Source organism: Agromyces lapidis, from assembly GCF_009749405.1.
Taxonomy (GTDB): Bacteria; Actinomycetota; Actinomycetes; order Actinomycetales; family Microbacteriaceae; genus Agromyces; species Agromyces lapidis.
This window is the reverse complement of record NZ_WBIQ01000008.1, coordinates 130,902-154,182: the sequence shown is the minus strand read 5'-3', so window position 1 is coordinate 154,182 and position 23,281 is coordinate 130,902. Positions and strand designations below refer to the sequence as shown.

24 protein-coding genes are annotated in these 23,281 nt (G+C 73.1%); 10 read left to right on the top strand and 14 right to left on the bottom strand.

From position 1 onward, the window contains the following. From nadB to GQQ93_RS13570, 5 genes are all read left to right on the top strand, one after another. Positions 1 to 1,578, top strand: coding sequence for an L-aspartate oxidase (gene nadB, locus GQQ93_RS17955; protein WP_157424774.1), 1,578 nt, complete (start codon positions 1 to 3; stop codon positions 1,576 to 1,578). After that, positions 1,578 to 2,468 (top strand): carboxylating nicotinate-nucleotide diphosphorylase, encoded by an 891-nt coding sequence (gene nadC, locus GQQ93_RS13585; RefSeq protein ID WP_157424773.1) that lies wholly within the window; start codon positions 1,578 to 1,580, stop codon positions 2,466 to 2,468. The genes nadB and nadC overlap by 1 nt, the downstream gene beginning before the upstream one ends. Continuing rightward, positions 2,465 to 3,610, top strand: a complete 1,146-nt coding sequence (locus GQQ93_RS13580) for a cysteine desulfurase family protein (protein ID WP_157424772.1) — start codon at positions 2,465 to 2,467, stop codon at positions 3,608 to 3,610. Before nadC ends, GQQ93_RS13580 begins: the two co-directional genes overlap by 4 nt. Then, entirely contained in the window at positions 3,607 to 3,747 is a 141-nt protein-coding gene (locus GQQ93_RS13575) for a hypothetical protein (RefSeq protein WP_157424771.1), read from the top strand. Before GQQ93_RS13580 ends, GQQ93_RS13575 begins: the two co-directional genes overlap by 4 nt. Before the next feature lie 184 nt (positions 3,748 to 3,931). Next, positions 3,932 to 5,470, top strand: coding sequence for a DHA2 family efflux MFS transporter permease subunit (locus tag GQQ93_RS13570; RefSeq protein ID WP_157424770.1), 1,539 nt, complete (start codon positions 3,932 to 3,934; stop codon positions 5,468 to 5,470). Positions 5,471 to 5,596: 126 nt separating this feature from the next. Here GQQ93_RS13570 and GQQ93_RS13565 read toward each other — a convergent pair whose 3' ends face one another. Then, positions 5,597 to 7,333, bottom strand: coding sequence for a VWA domain-containing protein (locus GQQ93_RS13565; protein ID WP_157424769.1), 1,737 nt, complete (start codon positions 7,331 to 7,333; stop codon positions 5,597 to 5,599). Between the two features lie 231 nt (positions 7,334 to 7,564). Between GQQ93_RS13565 and GQQ93_RS13560 the strand changes: the two genes are divergently transcribed. Then, positions 7,565 to 8,221, top strand: coding sequence for a phosphoribosyltransferase (locus tag GQQ93_RS13560; protein WP_157424768.1), 657 nt, complete (start codon positions 7,565 to 7,567; stop codon positions 8,219 to 8,221). On the opposite strand, the gene GQQ93_RS13555 is transcribed toward GQQ93_RS13560, so the two are convergent. Next, positions 8,213 to 9,040 (bottom strand): putative protein N(5)-glutamine methyltransferase, encoded by an 828-nt coding sequence (locus tag GQQ93_RS13555; RefSeq protein WP_157424767.1) that lies wholly within the window; start codon positions 9,038 to 9,040, stop codon positions 8,213 to 8,215. The two genes, GQQ93_RS13560 and GQQ93_RS13555, sit on opposite strands and share 9 nt — an antisense overlap. A gap of 211 nt (positions 9,041 to 9,251) precedes the next feature. Between GQQ93_RS13555 and GQQ93_RS13550 the strand changes: the two genes are divergently transcribed. Next, positions 9,252 to 11,153 carry an anthranilate synthase family protein gene (locus GQQ93_RS13550; RefSeq protein ID WP_212277341.1) on the top strand — a complete coding sequence of 634 codons (1,902 nt, stop codon included), beginning with the start codon at positions 9,252 to 9,254 and terminating at the stop codon, positions 11,151 to 11,153. Here the strand turns inward: GQQ93_RS13550 and GQQ93_RS13545 are convergent. From GQQ93_RS13545 to GQQ93_RS13510, 8 genes are all read right to left on the bottom strand, one after another. After that, complete coding sequence (locus GQQ93_RS13545; protein WP_157424765.1) at positions 11,101 to 11,577, bottom strand: nitroreductase family deazaflavin-dependent oxidoreductase; 477 nt, start codon at positions 11,575 to 11,577, stop codon at positions 11,101 to 11,103. The genes GQQ93_RS13550 and GQQ93_RS13545 overlap by 53 nt on opposite strands. Positions 11,578 to 11,603: 26 nt before the next feature. Further along, positions 11,604 to 12,239, bottom strand: a complete 636-nt coding sequence (locus tag GQQ93_RS13540; protein ID WP_170296205.1) for a GNAT family N-acetyltransferase — start codon at positions 12,237 to 12,239, stop codon at positions 11,604 to 11,606. After that, positions 12,236 to 12,814 (bottom strand): GNAT family N-acetyltransferase, encoded by a 579-nt coding sequence (locus tag GQQ93_RS13535; protein WP_157424763.1) that lies wholly within the window; start codon positions 12,812 to 12,814, stop codon positions 12,236 to 12,238. Before GQQ93_RS13535 ends, GQQ93_RS13540 begins: the two co-directional genes overlap by 4 nt. A gap of 25 nt (positions 12,815 to 12,839) precedes the next feature. Further along, entirely contained in the window at positions 12,840 to 13,700 is an 861-nt protein-coding gene (locus GQQ93_RS13530) for an Fpg/Nei family DNA glycosylase (protein WP_157424762.1), read from the bottom strand. A gap of 85 nt (positions 13,701 to 13,785) precedes the next feature. Then, complete coding sequence (locus GQQ93_RS13525; protein WP_157424761.1) at positions 13,786 to 15,207, bottom strand: hypothetical protein; 1,422 nt, start codon at positions 15,205 to 15,207, stop codon at positions 13,786 to 13,788. 88 nt (positions 15,208 to 15,295) lie between these two features. Continuing rightward, positions 15,296 to 15,835: an RNA polymerase sigma factor gene (locus tag GQQ93_RS13520; RefSeq protein WP_157424760.1), complete on the bottom strand. Its 540-nt coding sequence runs from the start codon at positions 15,833 to 15,835 to the stop codon at positions 15,296 to 15,298. A 176-nt stretch (positions 15,836 to 16,011) separates the two neighbouring features. Continuing rightward, positions 16,012 to 16,269 (bottom strand): DUF6458 family protein, encoded by a 258-nt coding sequence (locus GQQ93_RS13515; RefSeq protein WP_157424759.1) that lies wholly within the window; start codon positions 16,267 to 16,269, stop codon positions 16,012 to 16,014. 36 nt (positions 16,270 to 16,305) lie between these two features. Continuing rightward, positions 16,306 to 16,488, bottom strand: a complete 183-nt coding sequence (locus GQQ93_RS13510; protein ID WP_157424758.1) for a CsbD family protein — start codon at positions 16,486 to 16,488, stop codon at positions 16,306 to 16,308. Positions 16,489 to 16,722: 234 nt separating this feature from the next. Here GQQ93_RS13510 and GQQ93_RS13505 point away from each other — a divergent pair, with 234 nt between their 5' ends. The 3 genes from GQQ93_RS13505 (at position 16,723) to GQQ93_RS13495 (ending at position 18,316) form a co-directional block, all read left to right on the top strand. Continuing rightward, positions 16,723 to 17,079, top strand: coding sequence for a DUF4180 domain-containing protein (locus GQQ93_RS13505; protein ID WP_157424757.1), 357 nt, complete (start codon positions 16,723 to 16,725; stop codon positions 17,077 to 17,079). A gap of 63 nt (positions 17,080 to 17,142) precedes the next feature. After that, positions 17,143 to 17,361 (top strand): hypothetical protein, encoded by a 219-nt coding sequence (locus GQQ93_RS13500; RefSeq protein WP_157424756.1) that lies wholly within the window; start codon positions 17,143 to 17,145, stop codon positions 17,359 to 17,361. Between the two features lie 61 nt (positions 17,362 to 17,422). Next, positions 17,423 to 18,316: a hypothetical protein gene (locus tag GQQ93_RS13495; protein WP_157424755.1), complete on the top strand. Its 894-nt coding sequence runs from the start codon at positions 17,423 to 17,425 to the stop codon at positions 18,314 to 18,316. 42 nt (positions 18,317 to 18,358) lie between these two features. Here the strand turns inward: GQQ93_RS13495 and GQQ93_RS13490 are convergent, their stop codons facing one another. The 4 genes from GQQ93_RS13490 to GQQ93_RS13475 all read right to left on the bottom strand — a co-directional run bounded on the left by GQQ93_RS13490 (position 18,359) and on the right by GQQ93_RS13475 (position 23,252). Continuing rightward, the gene (locus GQQ93_RS13490) at positions 18,359 to 19,678 is read right to left on the bottom strand and encodes a cell wall-binding repeat-containing protein (protein WP_170296204.1); all 1,320 of its coding nucleotides are present in this window, start codon (positions 19,676 to 19,678) and stop codon (positions 18,359 to 18,361) included. Positions 19,679 to 20,180: 502 nt separating this feature from the next. Then, the gene (locus GQQ93_RS13485) at positions 20,181 to 21,044 is read right to left on the bottom strand and encodes a DNA-formamidopyrimidine glycosylase family protein (RefSeq protein WP_157424753.1); all 864 of its coding nucleotides are present in this window, start codon (positions 21,042 to 21,044) and stop codon (positions 20,181 to 20,183) included. Between the two features lie 61 nt (positions 21,045 to 21,105). Then, positions 21,106 to 21,531, bottom strand: a complete 426-nt coding sequence (locus GQQ93_RS13480) for a PPOX class F420-dependent oxidoreductase (protein WP_157424752.1) — start codon at positions 21,529 to 21,531, stop codon at positions 21,106 to 21,108. Between the two features lie 41 nt (positions 21,532 to 21,572). After that, positions 21,573 to 23,252, bottom strand: a complete 1,680-nt coding sequence (locus GQQ93_RS13475) for an ABC-F family ATP-binding cassette domain-containing protein (RefSeq protein ID WP_157424751.1) — start codon at positions 23,250 to 23,252, stop codon at positions 21,573 to 21,575. Positions 23,253 to 23,281 lie beyond the last annotated feature (29 nt).

Sequence of the window (23,281 nt, the reverse complement as noted above, 5' to 3'; positions counted from 1 at the left end):
ATGACGCGCGTGCTCGTCATCGGCGGCGGCATCGCGGGCCTGTGGGCGGCGGTGCGCTCGGCCGATGCCGGCTGCTCGGTCGAGCTCGTCACGAAGACCGAGCTCGCCGAGACGAACACGAGGTACGCGCAGGGCGGCATCGCCGCGGCGCTCTTCCCCGACGACTCGGCCGCCCGGCACGTCGCCGACACGCTCGCCGCGGGGGCGGGACTCGCCGACCCCGTGGCCGTGCGGGTGCTGTGCGACGAGGGTCCGGCGCGGGTGCGCGACCTGATCCGCTTCGGGGTCGCATTCGACCGCGGCGACTCGGGCCTCTCCCGCGGACTCGAGGCCGCGCACTCGCGCGCCCGCATCGTGCACGCCGGCGGCGACGCGACCGGCGCGGCCATCGAGGCGGCCCTCGTCGGCACGGTGCGCCGGCGCGCGGTGCGCATCGACGAACGCACCATGCTCCTCGACCTCCTCGTCGAACGCGGCGCCGACGGGCGGGCGGGCGTCGTCGGCGCCCGCCTCCTCGACGAGCACGGTGCGATCGTCGAGCGACGCGCCGACGCGGTCGTGCTCGCGACGGGCGGCAGCGGCCGCCTCTACCGGCACACCACCAATCCCGACGTCGCGACCGGCGACGGCGTCGCCGCCGCGTGGCGTGCGGGCGCGGCCGTCGCCGACCTCGAGTTCACGCAGTTCCACCCGACGGCGCTCGCCGCCCCCGGCACGCCGCTCATCTCGGAGGCCGTGCGCGGCGACGGCGCGGTGCTCCGCGACGCGACGGGCCACCGGTTCATGCCCGAGGTGCATCCCGACGCCGAGCTCGCACCGCGCGACGTCGTCGCCCGCGCGGTCTGGCGGCGCATGGCCGAGCAGGGCGGTGCGCCCGCGCGCCTCGACGCGACCGGCCTCGGCGCGGCGTTCCTCGCCGAACGCTTCCCCGGGCTCGACCGCGTGGTGCGCGACGCCGGAATCGACTGGGGCCGCGAGCCCGTGCCCGTGACGCCCGCGGCGCACTACGCGATGGGCGGCGTCGCCACCGACCTCGACGGACGCACGAGCCTGCCGGGCCTCTACGCCGTCGGCGAGTGCGCCCGCACGGGCGTGCACGGCGCGAACCGGCTCGCCTCGAACTCGCTGCTCGAGGCCGCGGTGTTCGCCGAGCGGGTCGCACGCGCGATCGCGGGCGACCCGGCCCAGCAGTCAGCGGAGCCGGTGCCGCCGGTGCTGCCGGTGCTGCTTGTGCAGGAGAACTGCACCGGCAGGGCCCCACAGCTCGCGCCAGAGCAGATCTCCTGCACAAGCAGCAGCAGCAGCAGCAGCAGCGTCGACCGCTCGGCCCTACAGGACCTCATGTGGGAGCAGGTCGGGCTCGAGCGCGACGAACGGGGGCTGCGCGCGGCATCCGAACAGCTCGACGGCTGGCGCGCACCCGAGGTGCGCGATCGCCGGAGCGCCGAGGACCGCAACCTGCTCGATCTCGCGCGCCTCACCGTCGCCGCGGCGATCGCGCGGCGCGGGAGCACGGGCGCGCACTTCCGCCTCGACGACCCCGCAACCGCACCCGCTCCCGAACTGGAGGCCGCCTGATGACCGAAGCCCGTGAGATCGACCGCATCGTGACTATGGCCCTCGACGAGGACGCCCCCTGGGGCGACCTCACGAGCGAGACGCTGATCCCGCAGGCGGCGACCGCGACGGCCGAGCTCGTGGCCCGCGAACCGGGCGTGCTCAGCGGCATCGAGGTGTTCGCGGCGGCGTTCCGGCTCATCGACGCGCGCATCGACGTCGAGCAGCTCGCCGCCGACGGCGAGCCCTTCGCCGCGGGCCGGGTGCTCGCGCGCGTGCAGGGGCCGGCGCGAGGCATCCTGCGCGCCGAACGCGTGGGCCTCAACCTCGTGCAGCGCATGTCGGGCATCGCGACGCTGACGGCGCGCTACGTCGCCGCCGCCGCGGGCACCCGGGCGCGCATCGTCGACACCCGCAAGACGACGCCTGGCCTGCGCAGCCTCGAACGGCAGGCCGTGCGCGACGGCGGCGGGCGCAACCACCGGCGCTCGCTCTCCGACGCGATCATGGCGAAGGACAACCACCTCGCCGTGCTCACGGCCGACGGCGCGGACCTCGCCGCAGCGCTGCGCGCGGCGCGCGATCGGATGCCCCACACCGCCCACCTCGAGGTCGAGGTCGACCGCCTCGACCAGATCGAAGCGGTGCTGGCCGGCGGCGCCGACACGATCATGCTCGACAACTTCACGACCGACCAGCTCGTCGACGGCGTCGCACTCGTCGCGGGCCGCGCGATCGTGGAGGCCTCTGGCGGGGTGTCGCTCGACACGGTCGCCGCGATCGCCGCCACCGGCGTCGACGTGATCTCGGTCGGGGCGCTGACGCATTCGGTGCGCTCGCTCGACCTCGGGCTCGACGTCGTCGTCGAGGCGGCGGCTTCGACGCCCGCCGCCGCCGCGGGGCACCCGTGATCTACCTCGACCACGCGGCGACGACGCCAGTTCGCCGCGAGGCGCTCGAGGCGATGTGGCCGTACCTGACCGGGGCGTTCGGCAACCCGTCGAGCCGGCACGGGCTCGGCGACGAGGCCGCCCGCGCCCTCGCCGCCGCGCGCCTCGCGGTCGCCGAGGTCGTGGGGGCCCGCCCGGGCGACGTCGTGTTCACGAGCGGCGGCACCGAGGCCGACAACCTCGCTGTGAAGGGCCTCGCGCTGGCCTCGCCGCGCGGCCGCCATCTCGTCGTCTCGCCGATCGAGCACGAGGCGGTGCTCGAATCGGCCGCCTACCTCGCGCGCCATCACGGATTCGAGGTCTCGGAGGTCGCGGTCGACGCCGCGGGCCTGGTCACGCCCGAGGCGCTCGCCGCCGTGCTGCGGCCCGACACCGCCCTCGTCTCGGTGCAGCTCGCGAACAACGAGATCGGCACCGTGCAGCCCGTCGCAGAGCTCGCGGCGCTCGCGCACGAGCGGGGCGCGCTGATGCACAGCGACGCCGTGCAGGCGGCCGGCCGGCTCCCCCTCCCGCTCGGTGCGCTCGGCGTCGACGCACTCTCGCTCGCCGGGCACAAGGTGGGCGCGCCGAAGGGCACTGGCGCACTCATCGTGCGCGGCAGGCTGCCGATCGAAGCGGTGCTGCACGGCGGCGGCCAGGAGCGCGGGCGACGTTCGGGCACCGAGAACGTGGCCGGTGCGGTCGCCTTCGCGACGGCCCTGCGGCTCGCGGAGGCCGAGCGCGCCTCGGCCTCCGCCCGGGTCGGCGCGCTCGGCGACCGGCTCACGGCGCGCGTGCTCGACGAGGTGCCCGACGCCCGGCTCACCGGCGATGCGACGCGGCGGCTGCCGGGCACGGTGTCCTTCGTCTTCCCCGGCACGAGCGGCGAGGCCGTGCTGCTCGAGCTCGAGCGCGACGGCGTCGTCTGCTCGAGCGGATCGGCCTGCGCCGCGGGCAGCGACGAGCCCTCCCACGTGCTCACGGCGATCGGCGTGCCCGCCGAACTCGCGCAGACCGCCGTTCGATTCACGCTCGGCTCGTCGACGACGGCGAACGAGATCGAGGATGCCGCGACCGCCGTGTCCCGTGCGGTGTCGGCCGTGCGCGGTATCGTGTCGCCATGAGCGATTCCACTCCCACCCCCGCCGACGACGCCGTGCGCGACCGTCGCGTCGAGAACGAACTGGCCCCCGAAGAGCAGCTGCTCGAGGGCTGGCTGCCTCGCCCGACGCCGACCGACGGTCCGGCCCCGGCACCGTAACCCGCGACCCCGCTTCTCTCATGAACGCGGTCACCACGGCGACCGCGTTCCATGCATTCCGATCGATCTCGGCATCTGGGAATAGCGCGTCGCCCCTCGCGGGTTGACCCACCTATTCGATCTCTCTCACGTTTCGACGCCTGACTCCGGCGCGCCCGCGCCGATCTCGATTGGACTCACCGCAGTGACCGAACGCGCCGTATCCGACCTCGATCCCTCGACCGCATCCACCCCGGCGATCAGCGCCGAGGCCGCCGCCCAAGACGCGGCGGTCGTCGCCCACCAGCCCGAGCACGGCGCCCGCAACTCGCGGGTCATCTGGCTGCTCCTCGCCGCGACCTTCGTCGTCTTCCTCAACGAGACGATCATGGGCGTCGCGATCCCGCACCTCGTCGTCGACCTCGACATCACGCTCTCCGCCGCTCAGTGGCTCACCACGGCGTTCATGCTGACGATGGCGGTCGTCATCCCCATCACGGGGTTCCTGCTGCAGCGCATCCCGACGCGGCCGGTGTTCATCCTCGCGATGAGCCTCTTCTCGGCCGGCACGCTCATCGCGGCGCTCGCCCCGGGCTTCGAGGTGCTGCTCGGCGCCCGCGTCGTGCAGGCCACCGGCACGGCGATCATGATGCCGCTGCTGATGACGACCCTCATGACGCTCGTCGCGCCCGCCGACCGCGGCCGCTTCATGGGCCGGGTCTCGATCGTCATGTCGGTCGCGCCCGCCATCGGCCCCACGATCTCTGGCGTCATCCTGACGTTCCTGTCGTGGCGGTTCATGTTCTGGCTCGTGCTGCCGATCGCGCTCGTCATGCTCGTCATCGGCATCCGCCGCGTCGAGAACGTCAGCGAGACCCGCGAGCTGCCGATCGACGCCTTCTCGGTCGTGCTCTCGGCACTCGGCTTCGGCGGGCTCGTCTACGGCCTGAGCCTCGTCGGCGGCGTCGTGAGCGGCCGCTCCCCCGCCGACCAGACCGCCATGTGGGTCTCGATCGGGGTCGGCGTCGCCGGCATCGCCGCCTTCATCCTGCGGCAGCTCGCCCTGCAGCGCAGCGATCGCGCGCTGCTCGACCTGCGCACCTTCGGCTCGCGCAACTTCGCTATCTCGATCGGCCTCATGACGGTGATGATGGCCGCACTGTTCGGCACCATCATCCTGCTGCCGATCTACCTGCAGAACGTGCTCGGGCTCGAGCCGCTCATGACCGGCCTCCTGCTGCTGCCGGGCGGGCTCATCATGGGGCTCTTCGGGCCGACCGTCGGCCGGCTCTACGACCGCCTCGGCCCGACGCCGCTGCTCGTGCCCGGCGCGATCGGCGTCTCGGCGGTGCTGTGGAGTCTCACCCTCGTCACCGAGTCGACCCCGCCCTGGCTCGTGCTGATCGCGCACATCGTCATGTCGACCGCGCTGGCGTTCACCTTCACCCCGCTGTTCACCTCGGCGCTCGGCTCGGTCGAGCCGCGGTTCTACTCGCACGGTTCGGCGATCCTCGGCACGATCCAGCAGGTCGCCGGTGCGGCGGGCACGGCGCTGTTCATCACGGTGATGACCTCCCGCACCGCGACCGTCGCGGCGGGCGGCGCCGAGGCGATCGCGGCCGAGGCGGCCGGCATCCGCGCGGCGTTCCTCGTGGGCGCGATCATCTCGCTCATCGCGGTCGTCGGCGCGTTCTTCGTGCGCAAGCCCGCCGACATGGAGCAGGGGGCACCGGTCGCCCACTGAGGCGTGCGCGGCGGCCGACCTCTCCCGCCGACCGGTGCCGCCGGCTGAAGCGGCGAAACGGCCCGGGCTCACGCCCGGGCCGTTTCGCGTGTCGATACCGCAGTCGTCTGCGCGGCTCGACCGCGCTCAGCCGCAGTTCGGACGGCAGGAGCGCTGCGAGAGCGCATCCACGAGCACGGTGCTGAGATCCTCGGGCTTGGAGGCCGAGTACGCCGCGCCCTTCGTCGCCTGGGCGATCTGCTGCATCGCCGCGAGATCGGTATCGGGGCCGAACCCGATCATGATCACCGGCACCGGCTTCGTCGGGTCGTCGATCTTCTTCAGCTCGGCGAGGAGCGCGTCGAGCGAGATGCCGTTCTCGTCCTCGTTCTTGCCGTCGGTGATGAGCAGCACCGAGTTGACCTTCTCGGGGTCGTACGTCTCGCGCACGCGCTTCACTGCGGCGAGCGCGGTGTCGTAGAGACCGGTGGCGCCGCCGAGGCGCGCCGGCAGCGACTGGATGACCCCCGCGATCTGCTGCGTGTGCGCGGCGTCCGCGAGCGGGGCGATCGGCGAGAGGTCCTCGTAGTCGAGCTCGCCGTTTCGGGCGGTCGAGAAGACCCAGACGCCGAGCTCGACTTCGCCCGAGAACTTCTGCATCGCCCCGAGCGCAGCCTGCTGGAAGATGTCGATGCGTCGCAGGCCGTTCTCGGCCGGCTCCTCCATCGAGCCCGAGACGTCGATGACGGCGAGCATGCGCGAACGAAGCGTCAGCACGCCCCAGGCGCGCAGGATCTCGAGCTGCGTGGCGGCGTCGGCGGCCGGTTCGGCGGCAGGGCCCTCGGTGCCGACGCCCGGCAGGTCGAGGAGCCCGGTGCCGTCGGCCGCGCGGAACCCGGCCTTCGCGAGCGGCTTCGCGGCGTCGCGCACGGCGGCCTCGAACGCCTCGAGCAGCTCGGCCTTCGTCGTGGTCTTCGCGCCGTCGTCCGTCGCCTCCTCGCCGTCTGCGGCGGGTTCCTCGCCCTCGGCATCGCCCTCGGCGCCCGAGGCGGCGAGCCGCACGAAGGGGTAGTCGAGCGCGAGCGTGCCGTCGGCCGGATACGCGGCGACGAGCGGCTCAGGCGGATCCTCGCTGTTGTAGGCGGCGACCTGCGCCTCCGTCGTGATGACGACCGAGGGCGTGTCGCCGGCGCCGAGCGCGCTGAACGCGGCGCTCGTCGAGGCGGGGATCGACTTGCCGAGCGCGATCATCGCGCCGGCGAACTGTCGGGGGTCCTCCGCAGAGGAGTGCCCGCGCAGGGCGAGCAGCCCGGCGAGGCTCGCTGCGGATGCCTCGGGGTCGGGCAGGATCGTCGGCAGCGCACCGCCGAGCACGCGCGACCAGCTGACCGGCTCGCTCGCGAGCTCGGTCGCGTCGGTGGCCGCCGCGGCGAAGACGACCGGCGTCGAGGCGATCGAGGCGCGCGCGTCGACCTCGGGAGCCGTCTGCCCCAGGGAGGCGGCGGTCGCGTTCATGCGGTCGAGCCACACGCTCGACTCGGGTACCCACGCGTCGGCGTCGACGCCGCCCGAGGCGAGCACCGCGGCCGTGTCGGCCGAGTCCTGCGCGGTGACCTCGGTCGTGACGCACTCGCCCGACTTGCGATCGAAGGTGTCGGCGATGTCGGCCAGCGCCGGAGCGATCGAACGGTCGGCGACGACGACGAGCTGTTCGGGTTCGGTGCATCCGGCGTCGGCCGTGGCGAGCAGCGGGTCGAAGTGGCCGCCGACCCAGAGGAAGACCCCCGAACCGACGACACCGACCACGGCGACCGCGCCGATGACGGACATGACGAGATTGCGGCGCGGCTTCTTCGCCGACGCCGCGACGGTATGACGTCCCACAGGCTCTCCAAGCAAGCGGGATCGGGGGCCCGCTGAATCCTCGTTCGGGTTCCCCGTTCGGGGAAGGATTTGCCTCAGTGTAGGCGACGAGGCCGCGAACGCGAACTCCGCTCGACTTCTCGGCGACGGGCCCGACCCGGCGCAGGACGTCCGGCAACGGGTTGACGGGCCCAGTCCGGAGGACTAGTCCGGAAGGAGGAGGGGCGGCCACGAGGCATCCCGACGAGTCTGATGAACGCGTTCGCGAATCGCCACGAAGCCGGTGCGGCGCTGGCCGATCGGCTCCTCGCCGAGGTGGACGGCGCGGCGCCGCCGCCGGTCGTGCTCGGGCTCCCGCGCGGCGGCGTGCCGGTGGCCGCGCCGGTCGCGGCGGCGCTCGGCGCCCCCCTCGACGTGCTCGTGGTGCGCAAGCTCGGCGTGCCGGGTCGGCCCGAGCTCGCGATGGGCGCGATCGGCGAGACCGGCGCTCGGGTGCTCAACGACGATGTCCTCGCGAGCTCCCGCGCCGCCCGCGCGGAGCTCGCCGCCGTCGAGCGCCGCGAGCGCGCGGAGCTCGAGGCACGCGTCGCGCGATTCCGCGGCGGCGCCCCGCCGATCCCCCTCGCGGGCAGGACCGCCGTGGTCGTCGATGACGGCATCGCCACCGGAGCGACGATGCGGGTCGCGTGCCGTGTGGCGCACGCGCGAGGCGCCGCCCGTCTCATCGTCGCGACCCCCGTCGCCGCGCCCGAGAGCCTCGCCGAGATCGCGGCGATGCCCGAGGTCGACGAGGTGATCTGCCTGCTCGCGCCTCCGGGCTTCATGGCCGTCGGCATGCACTACCTCGACTTCCGGCAGACGGAGGACTCGGAGGTCGCGCGGCTGCTCGCGGCGGCGCGTTCAGGCTGAGGGGCGCGAGCCGATGACGAGGGTCACGTCGTCGTCCAGGGCGACGACGGCGTCGAGCCCGCCGTCGCGCATGAGGGCGGCGGCCGTCTCGGCCTGGTGCTCGCTCGTCTCGATGACGAGGCTGCCGCCGGGCGCGAGCCAGCGAACGGCGGATGCCGCGACCCGACGATGCACGTCGAGCCCGTCGGCTCCGCCGTCGAGCGCGATGCGCGCCTCGTGGGCGCGCGCCTCGGGCGGCATGAACACGATCTCCGCGCTCGGCACGTAGGGCGCGTTGACGGCGAGCACGTCGACCCGGCCGAGGAACTCCTCCGGAAGGGAATCGTAGAGGTCGCCTTCGAAGACGCGGCCGCCGCGCGGTTCGAGGTTGCGCCGGGCGGCGCGCACGGCGGCGGGGTCGAGATCGGCGGCGAGCAGCACGACGGGCGCGGCGGTCTCGGCCACGACGGCGCCGATCGCGCCGACGCCGCAGCAGAGATCGACGACCACGGCGGGGCGGCCGTGGCCCGCGGCGGCGAGCCGGGCGCGACGTGCCGCCTCGGCGGCGAGCGCCTCGGTGCGGTGCCGGGGCACGAACGCCCCGGGCTCGACGTCGAGCCGGAGCCCCGCGAACTCGGCCCAGCCGAGCAGCGCCTCGAGCGGCTCGCCCGCGATGCGACGCACGACCAGCTCCTCGACCCGATCGGGGTCGGGGCTCGCGGCGACGAGCAGCGCCGCCTCGTCGTCGGCGAAGACGCATCCCGCGGCGCGCAGCCGGGCGACGAGAGCCTCGTTCCCGGAAGCGCCGGGCGAGGTCGCGAACACATCGACGGAAGGCATCCCCGGATCGTAGCGCGCAGCGCGTCGGCGCGTTGGCGCGTCGGCGCGTTGGCGCATGACCACCGCATGCCGTAGTGTGCTCGGCATGACCGCGTCGAACCGCAACTGGTGGCCCGCCTCCTAGGCGGCCACGCGTTTCGACGTACGACGACCGCCCGAGGGCGGTCGTTTCGCGTTGCTGCGGAGGGTCCTTCCGAGGGCCCGACCGGAGATGACCATGACGATGCTTTCCACGCTGCTCGCCGCGAGCGAGCCGCCGCCCTTCGCCGTGATCCGCCGCGATCGCGAGGCGACGCTCGACGTGCTCGTCGGCGAGGTCGTCGACGTCGCGAACCTCGCCGACATCCCGCTCGAGGGGGCCGAGGTGCTCGCCCTCGTTCCGTTCCGCCAGGTGCGCGAGCGCGGATTCGACGCCCTCGACGACGGTGCGCCGCTCCGGTGCCTCGTCGTGCGCGAGCGCGAGTCGCTGCGGGTCGACGAGGCGATCGAACTGCTGCCGGCGCATCCCGTCGTCGTCGACGACCTCGAGGTCGACGTGGCCGACGACGACTACGCCGCCATCGTGCGCCGGGTCATCGCCGAAGAGATCGGCCACGGCGAGGGTGCGAACTTCGTCATCCGCCGCGAGTTCACCGGTACGACGACCGCCCCCGCCGCGCACGCGGCGCTCGGGTGGCTGCGTGCGCTCCTCGAGCACGAGCGCGGCGCGTTCTGGACCTTCGCGGTACACACGCCGGGCCTCTCCGCGGTGGGCGCGACGCCCGAGCGGCACGTCGGCCAGGTCGGCGGCGTGGTCTCGATGAATCCCATCAGCGGCACGTTCCGGCACCTCGACGGGCCGCCCGACGACACCGCGCTCGAGGCGTTCCTCGCGGATGTGAAGGAACGCGAGGAACTCGTCATGGTCGTCGACGAGGAGCTCAAGATGATGAGCGCGGTCTGCCCCGACGGCGGCCGCATCCGCGGCCCGTTCCTGAAGCGCATGTCGCGCCTCACGCACACCGAGTACCTGCTCGAGGGTCGCAGCTCGCTCGACCCCCGCGAGGTGCTGCGACTCACGATGTTCGCGCCGACCGTCACCGGCTCGCCGATGGGCAACGCCTGCACTGTGATCGCCCGCCACGAGACGAGCCCGCGCGGCTATTACGCGGGCGTCCTGGCCCGCTTCACCCCGACCGCCTCGGGCTACGACCTCGATGCGCCCATCCTCATCCGCACGGCCTACCTCGATCGTTCGGGCACGGTGCGGGTGCCCGTCGGTGCGACCCTCGTGCGCCACTCCGATCCCGTCGGCGAGGTCGCCGAGACCCATGCGAAAGCGGCCGGGGTGCTCACCGCGATCGGCGCGCTCCCCCGGCAGGATGCCTCGCGGCCGACCCCCTCGGGCGAGGCCGGCGCCGAGGCATCCGCATCGCACCCGCTGCTCGACGCGCGGAACGCGGAGCTCGCCGCGTTCTGGAGCACTCCGCAGCCGCCCGCCGCACCCCGCGGCGCCCGCGCCCTCGTGATCGACGCGGGCGACGACTTCACCACGATGCTCGCCCACCAGCTGCGCCATCTCGGGCTCGACGCCCGCATCGTGCCGTGGCACGAGGCGCCGGCCGCGCCCGAGGACGAACTCGTCGTCTTCGGCCCCGGCCCCGGTGACCCGCGCGACATCGCCGAGCCGAGGATGGCGCGGTTGCACGAGCTCATCGCGGCCCGACTCGACCAGGGTGCGCCGATGCTCGCCGTGTGCCTCAGCCATCAGGTGCTGGCTCGTCTGTCGGGCCTCGCGATCGCGCCGCTCGCCGCCCCGCAGCAGGGGGTGCAGCGCACGGTCGACCTCTTCGGCGAGACCGCGCGCATCGGGTACTACAACACCTTCACGGCGTTCGACGCGGGACACCGCACGACGCCGAACCGCGGCTTCGAGATCGCCGCTGACCCGGGTACCGGCGCGGTGCACGCCCTGCGCGGTCCGGGCGTCGCCTCGGTGCAGGGGCACCTCGAGTCGGTGCTCTCGATCGACGGGCTCGCGACCCTCGAACGGCTCGTCGACGAAGTGCTCGGCGCTGCCGTCACCGATGCACGGCCCGCGACGATCGCCTCCGGCTCTGGAGGTGCAGCCTGACCATCGGGATCTCTGGATCGGCGTCGCCCGTCGCCTCGACGATCGAGCGATGCAGCACCGCCCACGCCTTGGGGTGATCGCGGGCGTAGCGCTCGAGCATCGCCCGGCTCTCGGCCGTGTCGAGCAGTTCTGCACGCGCCGGGACCCTGCGGCGCCATCCGATGCTGACGCCGCAGCGCGGCTCCGCCTGGAGGTTGCGGTACCACTGCGCGGTCGGTCCGAATCCCGAGGCGACGACGATGCGATCGGCGGACTCCCGCTCGGCGGCCTCGATCACGGCGTACCGGCGTTCGCCGCTCGAGCGGCCACGATGCTCGAGCAGGAGCATCCTGCCGAAGAACAAGAACCCGAATCCGGCCGTGAACAGCGGGATCGGCAGTCGTACCGCCCACCGGGTGGTGAGGAACTTCGCTCCGAGGCCCATGCATCTCCTTCGGGATCGAGTCGGGGTCAGCCCAAGGCGATGAGCGCGCGCAGCTGTTCGTCGTCGAGCGGGCGGTCTGCGTAGATGCGTCGGGCGAGCGCCTGCATGCCCTGCGCATCACCCGATGCGGTGGGGTCGAGTTCGGCGTCGCCGCCGCTCCACCGCAGGACGAGCCCCAGCCGATCGAGGACGCGGATCGAGGCCGGGTTGCCGATCAGCACACGGGCGGTCACCGCACGGTCGGGCGCCGACGAGCCGGCGGCGTCGAGCACCGCCGCGGCGGCCTCGCTGGCATAGCCCGAGCCCCACGCCGACGGCACGAAGCGGTAGCCGAGGTTCAGCAACCCGGAGTCGAGGGCCGTCGCCGCGGCCGTGCCGATCACCTCGTCGGGGCTCGTTCCGATCCGCCGCGCCTCGGCCTCGCTGCGACGCACCACCCAGCTGCCGACCCCGGCCGTGCGCCAGCTCACCATCGAGCGTTCGAGCATCGCGGCAGTCGTGGCGAGGTCGCGATGACGCCCGTCCGGGAGGTGCAGCCACGTGCCGGGGTCGCCGTAGATGGCGTGCACCGCGTCGAGGTCGGCCTCGACGAGCGGGGTGAGCCGCAGCCGCTCGGTGCGGAGCGCGACGGCCCCGCGCCCGCGCGAGGCCGCACGGGTCACCGCTGCACCCGCCACTCGTCGGCGAGGATCGCGTAGGTGTACCCGTCGATCCAACCGAGCTCGGCATGCCACGAGTCTCGTACGCCGTGCTGCTCGCGACGCATGCCGAGCTTCTCCATGACCCGCCACGAGCCGATGTTGTCGGCGTAGCAGCCCGCGGTGACGCGGTGCACGCCGAGCTCGCCGAAGGCGAGGTCGAGCAGCGCCCGGGCGATGTCGGTCGCATAGCCGCGGCCCGCGTAGGCGGGGTCGACGCCGTAGCCGAGGCCCGCCTCGGCCCGCATGTAGTTCGCGGGGTCGCCGTGGGTCTGCCCCATCGCATCGGTGAGCCAGAGCGAGCCCGTGCCGACGACCTCGTCGCCGAGCACGGCGATCGCGGAGTGGTCGAGCGGGTCGTCGATTCCGTCGAGCCAGGTCTTCGCGAACGCCTCGGGGTCGACGACGGTGCGCAGCAGCCATCGGGTCACCTCGGGACGGTTGCGCCAGACGAGCACCTCGCCCAGCAGTTCGCGCGTCGGCAGCCGGAGCTCGAGCGGGCCGGCAGGGCGCGGCCAGGTCACTTCGGAAGTCGTCATCCCCCCAGCCTTGCAGCCGCCCCCGTCATTTCACGAGTCGGGAGAGCACCCGGTCGGCGAGGGGCTTGCCCCCGGTCTGGCACCCCGGGCAGTACTGGAACGTCGAATCGGCGAAGATCACCTGCCTGATGGTGTCGCCGCACACCTCGCAGGTCTCGCCGGTACGGCCGTGCACGCGCATCGCGCGACGCTTTGCGTCTTTGAGCTCGGCCGGTGGGCGGCCGGATGCGACGGCGACCGCGTCGGCGAGGGTGTCGCGCATGGCGCGGTAGAGCCCCTCGAGCTGTTCGGGCGTGAGCTTCGCGGCGAGAAGGTACGGCGAGAGCTTCGCCGCGTGCAGGATCTCGTCGGAGTAGGCATTGCCGATTCCCGCGAACACCGCCTGATCGCGCAGGAGTCCCTTGATCTGCGTGCGGCGGCCGGCGAGGATGCGGGCGAAGTCGTCGATCGTGAAGTCGGCGGCCGTCGGGTCTGGCCCGAGTCGTGCGATGCCCGGCACCTCGACCGGGTCTCGCACGACGTACACGGCGAGCGACTTCTTCGTGCCGGCCTCGGTGAGGTCGAAGCCCGAACCGTCGTCGAGCTTCACTCGGAGCGCGAGCGGCGAGCGGCCGGGTTTCACCGGGGTCGCCGGCACCTCGTCGTACCAGCGGAGCCAGCCCGCACGGGCGAGGTGGAACACGAGGTGCAGCCCCGACGACTCGAGGTCGACGAACTTGCCGTGCCGGCGCACCGCCTCGATGCGTGTTCCTTCGAGCGCCGAGAGCGGCGGGTCGAAGGTCTTCAGCGCCGAGATCGCGGCGACCCGCAGCGAGGCGTAGGCGTGACCGCTCGCCCGCTCGGCCAGGAACGCGGCGAGGGCCTGCACTTCGGGAAGCTCGGGCACAGTGGCATCCTGTCACCGACCGCCGACGAACGCACGCGCCGGGTGCCACCGCACCCGACGCGCACGCCCCCTTCCGCCGAGTCCCCTACTCGGCCGAGAAGTCGAGCGACGAGTCGGCCACGGCGATGACCGACCAGGTTCCGCCGTCGGCGTCGGTGAACTCGTACGCCGGCACGACGAGCACGCTGCCGTCGGGCTGCCACTGCGTGGTGAGGCCGAGGCGGGCGTCGACGATCTCGACGTCGTCGACGGGCCACGACACCGCGGTGCCCTCGCCGGGCGTCGCGGGCGGCGCGGTCGGCGGCACCCACTCCTCGGTCAGGGCCTCGCCCTCGCGGGCGGCCAGGGGCATCGCCGTCATCTGCGCACCGAAGCGGATGTCTGAGAGCCGCTCGAAGCCCTCCTGCTCGCTCACGATCGGGTAGTCGCCGATCGCGACGATCGCGGCGAGTGAGCCCGAGGCGTTGACGGTGCCCTCAGCGGCGAGCTCGAGCGACCAGCCCTGGTCGAGTCGCTGCCCGTCGACGACGGGCCATGCCTGGGCGTACCGCGTCGGCGATTCCTCCCACGTCTCCGAGGAGTACTCGAAGCCGTCGGGGTCGGCGCCCGAGGCGGCGATGAGCGAACGCAAGGCGTCGATCGCGGCGGCCTCACTCGGAGCGGTGCCGGTCGGCTCGCACGGTTCGACGGGGTCGACCGGGGCGATGGGTTCCGAGCTCTCGGTCGTCTCACCCGGGAGCGGCACCACACCGCAGTCCCACGGGTTGGTCGCCGGGTCGTTGAACCAGAAGCTCAGTGCGCCGTCGAGGCCGACCGAGAGCATCGGCCCTGTGCCGTCCGGCGGGCCGACGATCCAGCTGCCGTCGCGCAGTTCGACCTCGCCCTCGACGCCGAGCTCCGCGGCGAGCGCGGCGACGCGCGCTTCGGTGCCTTCGGCACCCGAGTCGTAGGCGTAGCCGGGCGCGTCGCCCCCCTCCTCGGAGAGCCCCGAACTGGTGAAGACGTGGCGCCCCCAGCCGTACTGGTACATCGAGTCGGCCGCGCCGCTGCCGCCCATCATCTTCTGGTCGGCACCCATGGTCATCTCCGGAGCGCCTGCGGCGTCGGTGACTCCCATGGAGCCTTCACCCACGCCCTGGAGGGAGATCGGCGGGGCGGCGTTCGACGCGAGGTTCGCCGAGCTCGTCGCGCCGCCGAGCCAGAAGCCCGCGGCGCCGACGATCGCGACCGACGCGGCGGCGGCCGCGATCGGCAGCCAGCGGGGCCGGCGTCGGGTGCGCTCGGCGCCGAGGTCGGTCACCGGCGCGGGATCACCCGCCTCCGGCGCCGTGGTCTCGGGAGCGGCCGCGGTGATCGAGTCGCTTGCGGCGGTCGCCCTGGCGACCACCTCGTCGGCGAACCCCGCAGTGGGCTCGACGCCCGCGGCCGGGTCGGCGGCACGCAGCAGTGCGACCGGGTCGATCTCGTCGGGCTGGGTCTCGTCGTCGTGGTCGTTGTCGCGGTTCATCTCGATCGCCTCCGTGGGTGCTGTGCCGACGCGTGCTTCTGAACTGGATGTGTCCGAGGCATCCCGGATCTTGCAGTGACGGCGGGACTCAGAAGGTGAGTCGTTCGCCCCACGCCTCGCGCAGCCGCTTGCGGGCGCGGGAGAGCGCGGCGTCGGCCCCCGAGCGGGAGATGCCGAGCACGGCGGCGAGTTCGGCGCCGCCGAGCCCCTCCCAGGCGTGCAGCAGCAGGATGCGCCGGTCGCGTTCGCCGACGCTCTCGAGCGCCCCGCGGAGCTCGGCGTCGAACAGGGCGCTGAGTTCGGGGTCGTCCGCGACGCGTGCCGCCCCCGACTCTGGCACCTCGTCGACCGGGAGGTCGACGTGCTTGCGCCGGTGGTTCGCGAGGGTGAACCCCGCGGTGCGGTAGAGCCACGGCAGCACGGCGTCGCGGGGCACGTCGTCGCGCCGGCGCCATGCGGTGGCGAAGACCTCGGCGGCGAGGTCCTCGGCGTCCTGCCGGGGGCCGCGTCGGGCGAAGTAGCGCACCAGCGCCCCGGCGTGCTCGCGCACGACCTCGGTGAACCACGCGGTCTCTGCGGCGCTCCCGCCGTCGGGGACCGCGTCGGGCTCACCGGGGGGCGCGGTCATCGCCACCCCCTCGGTCACGTCGTCATCGGCGGCGGCACTGGAACTCGCGATCCTCACGAACTGTCTGTGTCACCCGTGCCGCGAGTCTTGCACGCGTCGGCGAGATTCCTCGCGAACGCCACGAGAAGACGGATGCCACGGGGTCTCCCCCGTGGCATCCGTCCGTTTCCCCCGCGTCACACCTCGGGTGGTGCGACGCGATCCTCGGTGCGAGTGACGCGTTCGCCGGAGACGGGGTCGGCGACCGCACGGGTCTCCGTGATGCTCCGTCGGCGGCGTACCGCGAACACGATGCCGAGGACCGTGACGATCGCCCCCGCGATCATCAGGATCATGCCGACGAGATCGAGGTCGATCCAGTCGACCGTGACGTTCAGGGCGTACGTGAGGACGGCACCGATCGCCACGAGCAGGATTCCGAGCCCGATGCTCATGATGGTTCCTTTCGCATTCTGTCGGGGTGCCGGCGATCAGTTCGTCGCGTCGTCCACTGCGTCCTTGACCTTCTCGCCGGCGTCCTTGACGTCGGCCTTGACCTGGTCGGCCTTGCCCTCGGCCTCGAGTCGCTCGTCGTCGGTCAGCTTGCCGACGCCCTCCTTCGCCTTGCCGGCCATGCGCTCGGCGGCGTTGCCCATCTTGTCTTCGGTTCCCATGGGATCCTCCTCGGAAATCGATGTCGCTCGACTCGTGCGGGTCGCAACGCGTCGTGGTTCCAACGCTAGGCAGGCGCCAGCGCACCCTCAACGGGTTGACAGCGCGCCGCCCGGCTGTCTATCCCGCGCGCGATGGGCGTCTCGAGCCCGGGCGCCGGCGACGCGCGAAGGCCGGGTCGCGCGCGAGGTCGAGTTGCGGATGCGCCGCAGCACCGCCCGGGTTAGGGTCGAGGCATGCGCATCGACGAGAAGAACGGCGTCCGGGTGCTGATCCTGGCGAGCGACGGCCCAGCGGTCTCGACGCCCGACGATGCGGCCGACCTGGTGGGCGACGCATGGGCGCACGCCGCGACGGTCGTCGCGGTGCCCGTCGAACGACTCGACCCCGACTTCTTCGACCTCTCCAGCGGAATCGCCGGCGAGATCGCCCAGAAGCTCGTGAACTACCGCCTGCGACTCGCGATCATCGGCGACATCGCCGAACAGGTCGAGGCGAGCACTGCGCTGCGCGACTTCATCTGGGAGTCGAATCGCGGGGGTCACGTCTGGTTCGTGCCGGATGAGGCGTCGCTCGCGGCCAAGCTCGGCTGAGCTCGGCCCGGGCCGGTCGATACAGCGAGCGCGAATGTCGGTGGGTGCTGAGACACTCTCAGCATGGAGGTCATCGAACTGCGACAGACTCGCGAGCTGCGGGTCGGCGACACGCTCGTGAGCGCGGCCGATCGCACCTACGAGGTGACCAAGATCACGCGGGTCGGCCGGGGCATACGCGTGCAGTACGTCACGCCCGACGGCGAGGCCGGCCGATTCACCGCCGCCCCCGAGGCCGTCAGCCGGGTGCGCGCAGGTGGCACACCGCTCGCAGTGGCCTGACGCCGTCACCGCGGTGCCGCGGTGCCGCGCGAGCGTCGTCCGCCGGCCCTATGATCACGTCGTGGACCCGATCACCGCTCGCGCCGCCCTGCGCCTCCCACCTGCCGTGCCGCTGACCGTCGAGCAGATCGATGCGGCGCATCGAGCGGAGGTATGGGCGCGCCACCCCTCGCGCTACCCCGACCGCGCCGAGCGCGCCGCGGCGGTGAGGTGGGTCGCATCGCTCGACGCGGCACGAGCGGTGCTGCTGGCCGAGGCGACGGGCTCGGCGGCCGTGTGGCGGCCCGCGTCACCGAGCGCGACCGCGTGGATCTCGCCGTCGGGCCCCGCGAACTGGGCCCCGATCGCTCCCGGGAGCGGCGCACCCTCCCGCTGGGCGGACGCGGTGGCCGCCGGAACGGCCGCCGGAACACCCGCCGGCGCACCTCCGGCCGCGGCCGGCCTCGCGCCCGCGGCGCACTTCGGCGCGCCGGCACAGCCCCCGAGACGCGGCCTGGCGACGGGCTGGATCGTCGGCATCGCCGCCGGCTGCGTACTCCTGCTGGCGCTCGTCGTCGGGATCGGGTTCGGTGCGGTGGCCCTCGGACAGCGGCTCGCCGCCGATTCCAACCAGTTCGAAGCCGCGGAGGAACTGCCCGACTACGTGCGCTACGAGGCCCGGGAGTCGGGCTTCACCTTCCCGGCCGCGCTCGAGCTCTTCAACGACGGACGCTACGACGCCGAGTGCCCGACGACCTTCGAACTCGGGTGCTGGCAGATGGCCCTCATCCCCGAAGCCGACTGCTCGCGCGCCACCGTCTCGCTGGAGTTCAGCGACGGGAGCGGGAAGACCGTCCACTCCGAGGAGCGCGAACTCACGCTCGCCGCCCAGAGTCGCAAGCTCCTGGTCTTCGGCGGTGACGAGTACGACGGCGCCTGGGTGCACGACGTGGTCTGTCTCGACGCCGAGGCCTGACGACCGCCGTCGGAGACCCCACCGCGAACGGCGTCGCGGCGCTCAGCCCAGACGGATTCCGCGCTGCAGCATGAACGGCACCGGGTCGATCTGGGTCCCGTTCTTGATGACCTCGAAGTGCAGGTGGCACCCGGTCGCCGCGCCGGTGGCCCCCGTCCATCCGATCTGCTGCCCGGCCCGCACGAGTTGGCCCGCACGCACGAGGATCCCGCCGTCGACCATGTGGGCGTACGCCGTCTCGATCCCGGCCCCGTGCGAGATCCTCACGAAGTTGCCGTAGGTGCCGACCCATCCCGCCGTGCCGACCCGGCCGCCCGACGCGGCGTAGATGGGCGCCCGACAGCCGGTCCCGAGATCGACGCCGCGATGCACGGACTGGCTGCACCCGCTGGGGGTGCAGATCGGATCGCGCGGCCCGAACCCGTCGGTGATCCGGCCGGCGGCCGGCTTCGCCCAGACCATCGCGCACGGAGTGTTCGCCGCGACGGCATCGCCGACGACGGCGGTCCCGCCGATGATCACCCTGCTCGGCGGTGCGAGCTGGTTCAGCGCGACCCACACCGGGTGCGGGATGCAGGCCTGCTGGGTCAGGTAGAGCGGGGCGCCGAGTCCGCCGGCGAGGGCCGCCCCGGCGAGGGCATCGGCGAAGTCCGTGCCGGTGGCGAGGAAAGCGCTGCTGATGGAGCCCGACGTCGAGCCGAACACCGCGGCGTTGATCGCGCCCGCCGTCAGATAACGGTCGAGACCCTCGTGCCGTTGCACCGAGAACCCGTTCGAGGTGAACTGGCGCGCGATCGACGCACTCACCGCGCCGGTGCCGCCGGCGATCCGCACCGTGCGCACGCCGAGCTCGCGCATGGCGGCGATGGTGCTGGGCCGCACCGTCGTCGCGAGTCCGTCGACGAGGAACACGGGGGCATCGACGGCACCGGCCGCGGCGCTGGCGGCCAGCGCGTCGGCGAACCCTCGCCCCGTCGCGACGAACGCCTGCGTCGCCGTCGGGAACGCCTCGGCGACCAGCCGCTCGCCCGTCTCGTACCGATTCTGGCCGCCGATGCGGACACGGCTCGGCGTCAGGCCTGCGAGTTCGTCGAAGACGGAGGCGCCGACGACTGATTCGCCTCCGACGACCACGATTCGCGCGGGTGCGAGGCGGACGATCTCGGCACGGACCGTGCTCGGGAGCGCATCGCGCTGGGTGAGCAGCAGCGGTCCGCCGCGGAGCGCGGCCGCCGAGGCCGCGGTCAGCGCATCGGGGAAGTCGGTGCCCGTCGCGAGATAGAGCACCGGAACGTTCGGAGCGAACCGCTGGGAGAGGGCGACCGCGGTCTCGTACCGGTCCGCGCCGGAGACGCGCTGCACGCCGGCGGCGAACGGTGCGATCGTCGTCTGCGCGGCGGCCGCGAAGCGGGATGGCGCCTGAGGGGACGGTTCCGGAGCGGGCCCTGAGGAATCGCCCGGTGCGGGCGCCTCGGACTCGACGGGCGTCGGGGCGACCGACGGTTCGGCGGGGGCCGTCGGTTCGATCGTCGGCGATTCGCTCGGAGGAGTCGACTCGTCAGGCGAATCCTGGTCGCTCGGCGGATCCGACTCGCTCGGTTCAGCCGTCGGCGACGCGCTCGGCGGGGCGCTCGGCGCTGCCGGCCCGATCGACTCCGATGCGACAGCAGGAGACATCGCCGACGCCCCGGCCACCGCTGCGATCGCGATCGCGATCATTCCCCCGTGCACCACGCGACGCATTCCGGGTCCCCTCCCCAGGTGGAGGAACCGACTCGCGACGGTGTCCCCCGACCGACCTTCGCTCCTCGCAGTCTAGGGGCCGACGAAGAACCGAGGTCATCTCGGTTCTCGGGCCGCCGGTCTACGCGGGTCGCAGCGGCAGCAGCTCACCGCCCGTCTGGCACGTCGGGCAGTACTCGGCGGTCGTGCTCGCGAACGAGAACTCGCGCACCTCATCGCCGCACACCGGGCACGGTTCGCCGGCCCGGCCGTGCACCCGCATCGCGGCGACCTTCTCGGCCTTGAGCCGGTCGATCGGCACGCCGCGGCGCGCGTCGACGGCTCCGCGCACGACGCCCACCGTGGCCGCGTAGAGTGCGTCGAGCGCCCGGGCGTCGAGGCTCGCCGCGTGCGCGACGGGCGAGGCCTTCGCCACGTGCAGGATCTCGTCGGAGTACGCGTTGCCGATGCCGGCGAGCGACTCCTGCTCCTGCAGGATCGCCTTGCTCTGCTTGCGGCGTCCGACCACGGCCGCATCGAACTCCGCCCGGCTGAACGCCGGATCGGCGGGGTCGGGACCGAGCTTCGCCACGGCCGGCACCTCGCGCGGATCGTCGACGACCCAGACGCCGAGCGAGACCCAGTCTCCCGCGTCGGTCAGTTCGACGTCGTCGGCGTCGCCGAACGAGAGCGTCGCAAGGGTGGGCGGCGGCGGATCGCCGGACTCGACACCGCTCGCCTTCGACCCGTCGGCGGTCGCCGCCCACCGCGCCCAGCCATGGCGGCCGAGGGAGACGACGAGGTGGCCGGCCGATCCGAACACGAGGTCGACGAGCTTGCCGTGCCGCGCGACACCCGTCACCCGCTCGCCGACGAGCGACTCGGGCGGCCTGGCGCGCGTCTTCTCAATGCGGAACTCGACGACGTCGACGCCGGTGAGCGCTCGGCCCGTGAGCCGGGCGCCGAGTTCTTCGGCCAGTGCCTGCACTTCCGGTGACTCGGGCATGCGCACATGCTCGCACACCCCGCCGACGGCGTCAGCCCCCGGCTGCACGCGCGACCTGAGCTCAGCCGAGCGGCGCCGCCGCGGCGAGCTCGATCACGAGCGCGGTCGATCGCGACCCGGGGACGCGCGCCTCGCGCGCGGTGCGGATCTCGCGGTACCGGTCGCCGTACTTCGCCGTGAGCGCCGCGTCGAGCACCGCACGCACCTCGTCGCTGTCGTCGACGCGGGCGATCGCCTCGACGGCGGTCGCGTCGTCGACGAGGGTTCCGCGCACATCGGATGCCACGAGCTGCACCCGCTCGGTGTGCGCCAGACGCCGGACCTTGCCGGAGCCCGCCACGGTCGTCACGAGCAGGCGCGAGCCGTCGCGCACGACCCAGACCGGGGTGTGCACGGCGATGCCGGTGCGGCGGAAGGTCGTGAGCCGGATGTACTTCGAGTCACCGAGCGCGAGGAAGCCCTCGAGTGCGGCGGTGGTGTGGGGCATCCGTCGATTCTCTCGCACGATGACGCGACTCGCGCACGTGGTCACGCCTCGGTGACGCGCCCGCCGTCGACGCTCCACCGCCGGTCGAGCTGCACCTGCTCGAGCATGCGCCGATCGTGGGTGACGAGCAGCAGCGTGCCCTCGTAGCTCTCGAGCGCCTGTTCGAGCTGTTCGATCGCGGGCAGGTCGAGGTGGTTCGTCGGCTCGTCGAGCACGAGCACGTTGACGCCCCGAGCCTGCAGCAGGGCCATGCCCGCACGGGTCCGCTCACCGGGCGAGAGGTCGTCGACGGAGCGCAGCACGTGATCGGCCTTGAGCCCGAACTTCGCGAGCAGGGTGCGCACCTCGCCCGAGCTCAGCTCGGGCACGAGCAGCTCGAACGCGTCGGCGAGCGGTGCACGACCGGCGAGCTGCGAGCGCGCCTGGTCGATCTCGCCGATCGCGACGGAGGAGCCGAGGCTGGCGCGCCCGGCGTCGGGGTCGATGCGGCCGAGGAGGAGGCCGAGGAGGGTCGACTTGCCTGCACCGTTCGGGCCGGTGATGCCGATCCGGTCGCCCGCCTGCACCTGCAACGACACCGGCCCGAGCGCGAAGTCGCCCCGGGTGACCGACGCCGCATCGAGCGTCGCGACGACGGACGATGACCTCGGCGCCTGCCCGATCGTGAACTCGAGCTTCCACTCCTTGCGGGGCTCCTCGACCTCGTCGAGGCGGGCGATGCGGCTCTCCATCTGGCGCACCTTCTGCGCCTGCTTCTCGCTCGACTCGGTCGCCGCCTTGCGCCGGATCTTGTCGTTGTCGGGCGACTTCTTCATGGCGTTGCGCACGCCCTGACTCGACCATTCACGCTGCACGCGGGCGCGCGAGACGAGGTCGGCCTTCTTCGCGGCGAACTCCTCGTAGTCCTCGCGGGCGTGACGGCGCACGGTCGCACGCTCCTCGAGGTAGGCGTCGTAGCCGCCGCCGTAGAGACGGTTGGAGTGCTGGGCGAGGTCGAGTTCGAGCACCTTCGTCACCGTGCGCGCGAGGAACTCGCGGTCGTGGCTGACGAGCACGACGCCGCCGCGGAGGCCGGCGACGAACGACTCGAGCCTGGCCAGCCCGTCGAGGTCGAGGTCGTTCGTGGGTTCGTCGAGCAGCACGAGGTCGAAGCGCGAGCAGATCAGCGCGGCGAGGCCGACACGAGCCGCCTGCCCGCCCGAGAGGCCCGTCATGAGCGAGTCGGCGGTGACTGCGTGGGCGTCGCCCTCTCCATCGCCGACCGCGAGTCCGAGTTCGGCGAGCACCGCGGGCAGTCGTTCGTCGAGGTCGGCGGCACCCGAGGCGAGCCAGCGCTCGAGGGCGACCGAGTACTCCTCACCCGGGTCTACCCCGGCGGGCGGTTCGGCGAGCGCGAGCAGCTCGGCCGCGGCATCCAGACGGGCGGATGCCTCGGCGCACCCGGTGCGACGGGCGACGTACTTCGCGATCGTCTCGCCCTCGACCCGCTCGTGCTCCTGCGGCAGCCAGCCGACGAACGCGTCGGAGGGGGCGAGCGACACCGTGCCCGAGAGGGGCGCGATCGCGCCGCCGAGGATGCCGAGCAGGGTGGACTTGCCGGCGCCGTTCGCCCCGACGACGCCGATGACGTCACCCGGCGCGACCGTGAGGTCGAGGTCGTCGAAGAGGGTGCGGTGGGCGTATCCGCCGGCGAGGCCCTGGGCCACGAGTGTTGCAGTCACCGGACAACCCTAGTCAGCCCGAGCCGCGA

Coding starts and splice junctions, on each gene's coding strand:
- nadB (WP_157424774.1), top strand. CDS start 1: ATGACGCGCGTGCTCGTCATCGGCGGCGGCATCGCGGGCCTGTGGGCG.
- nadC (WP_157424773.1), top strand. CDS start 1,578: ATGACCGAAGCCCGTGAGATCGACCGCATCGTGACTATGGCCCTCGAC.
- GQQ93_RS13575 (WP_157424771.1), top strand. CDS start 3,607: ATGAGCGATTCCACTCCCACCCCCGCCGACGACGCCGTGCGCGACCGT.
- GQQ93_RS13560 (WP_157424768.1), top strand. CDS start 7,565: ATGAACGCGTTCGCGAATCGCCACGAAGCCGGTGCGGCGCTGGCCGAT.
- GQQ93_RS13555 (WP_157424767.1), bottom strand. CDS start 9,040: ATGCCTTCCGTCGATGTGTTCGCGACCTCGCCCGGCGCTTCCGGGAAC.
- GQQ93_RS13550 (WP_212277341.1), top strand. CDS start 9,252: ATGACCATGACGATGCTTTCCACGCTGCTCGCCGCGAGCGAGCCGCCG.
- GQQ93_RS13545 (WP_157424765.1), bottom strand. CDS start 11,577: ATGGGCCTCGGAGCGAAGTTCCTCACCACCCGGTGGGCGGTACGACTG.
- GQQ93_RS13535 (WP_157424763.1), bottom strand. CDS start 12,814: ATGACGACTTCCGAAGTGACCTGGCCGCGCCCTGCCGGCCCGCTCGAG.
- GQQ93_RS13525 (WP_157424761.1), bottom strand. CDS start 15,207: ATGAACCGCGACAACGACCACGACGACGAGACCCAGCCCGACGAGATC.
- GQQ93_RS13520 (WP_157424760.1), bottom strand. CDS start 15,835: ATGACCGCGCCCCCCGGTGAGCCCGACGCGGTCCCCGACGGCGGGAGC.
- GQQ93_RS13515 (WP_157424759.1), bottom strand. CDS start 16,269: ATGAGCATCGGGCTCGGAATCCTGCTCGTGGCGATCGGTGCCGTCCTC.
- GQQ93_RS13510 (WP_157424758.1), bottom strand. CDS start 16,488: ATGGGAACCGAAGACAAGATGGGCAACGCCGCCGAGCGCATGGCCGGC.
- GQQ93_RS13505 (WP_157424757.1), top strand. CDS start 16,723: ATGCGCATCGACGAGAAGAACGGCGTCCGGGTGCTGATCCTGGCGAGC.
- GQQ93_RS13500 (WP_157424756.1), top strand. CDS start 17,143: ATGGAGGTCATCGAACTGCGACAGACTCGCGAGCTGCGGGTCGGCGAC.
- GQQ93_RS13485 (WP_157424753.1), bottom strand. CDS start 21,044: ATGCCCGAGTCACCGGAAGTGCAGGCACTGGCCGAAGAACTCGGCGCC.
- GQQ93_RS13480 (WP_157424752.1), bottom strand. CDS start 21,531: ATGCCCCACACCACCGCCGCACTCGAGGGCTTCCTCGCGCTCGGTGAC.